At 69.1% G+C, this 1,296-nt stretch carries 1 protein-coding gene; it reads right to left on the bottom strand.

Annotation, left to right across the window (positions count from 1 at the left end):
- The coding region (locus IH13_RS0125100) for a phosphatase PAP2 family protein (protein ID WP_037842289.1) at positions 1 to 741 on the bottom strand (741 nt) is incomplete at its 3' end.
- Positions 742 to 1,296: the final 555 nt, after the last annotated feature.

The following is a 1,296-nucleotide window of genomic DNA, read 5'->3' as shown; positions in this document are numbered from 1 at the left end:
CCCGAGCCTGCGGCGGGCGCGCCACGCCTCGCGCACCGAGAGGATCCAGACCTCGGCACGGGTGATGAGCGGCTCGAACCAGGGCAGGGCCAGCATGATCAGCAGGCCGGCCGCCCAGCCCAGCAGGACGTCGCTGAGCCAGTGGGTGCCGATGTAGACGGTCGTGAGGCCCACGCCCAGCGAGACGAACGCGGAGACGGCCGACAGGTAGCGCCGGGCGCGTGGCGTGGTGGCCAGGTAGGCGAGGATTCCCCAGGTCACGACGGCGTTGGCGGTGTGACCCGAGGGAAATATATCGCCGCCCGCGAACAGCTCCGCGGAGCCGATCTGCGTGGCGTAGTGCGGTCCGAGCCGCCCGAGGCCCAGCTTGACCGCGCCCACCGACACGTTCAGCAGCAGCAGCGACGTGCCCAGGGTGAGCAGGGGGCGCAGCGTGTGCTGCCGCCAGGAGCGCCAGCCGAGCCACGCGGCGACCATCACGGCGGTCGGGCCGCGCTGGCCGAGTACGACGTAGTAGTCGAGGAAGGCGTGGAGCTCGGGCCACTGCTGGTACGGCCGGAAGAGCATGACCTTCCAGTCGAGGGCCACCAGCCAGGACGAGACGAGCACGGCGACGACGATGGCGAGATAGAACACCAAGGTCCCGCCGAAGAGAGCGATGCGGTGACGGCTCATCCGCGGGGTCTCTATCTTCGGCGGTTCCGGCTCCCGGTCCAGACGGGCAAAGATGTCGGTACGCACGCAATGGACGTTACAGCGAGTGAGTGTGTGATCCGGTCCATCCCGCCTCTTTGTGATGACCATGTGATGTGGACTTCGTCTCAGGCGGGCGTTTATTCCAGGTGTTACGAAGAATCGGTTCCGCGGGTGCGGGCTATTCGTTCCGGCCTATTAATTCGCAGGAATGTTTGATCTTCGGTGAACGGCTCGACAGGCGGCCGGAGGCGTCCCGGCGCCATTCGGCGGCGGGGCCCGGCGGGCCGTCCGCGCGGCCCGCGGCGCGCTTACGGCGACCGCCGCCCGCCCCGCTCCCACGCTGGTGGCACCGGTTCCCGCGGAGCCCCCGCCGCGGGGGGAGCACGTGGCGTACGCCACACTCCACCGGGGGCGGTGGTATGAGATGGGCCACGTGTGACCCGAGGGGACTCGCGTACGCTGACGGCTCACTCGCCCGTCGATGCCGGGCCTCGGGGATGCCGCGAGCCGGCCCCCGGAAGGTCTGCCGAGCGCGAGGGACACACTGTGGGAGGTACGCACATGACAGGGACGTCCACGGCCTGTCTCTTATACACATCT

It is taken from the genome of Streptomyces sp. NRRL WC-3549, from assembly GCF_000721935.1.
Taxonomy (GTDB): Bacteria; Actinomycetota; Actinomycetes; order Streptomycetales; family Streptomycetaceae; genus Streptomyces.
The sequence above is the reverse complement of the archived record's forward strand: the minus strand, read 5'-3'. Positions and strand labels throughout refer to the sequence as shown.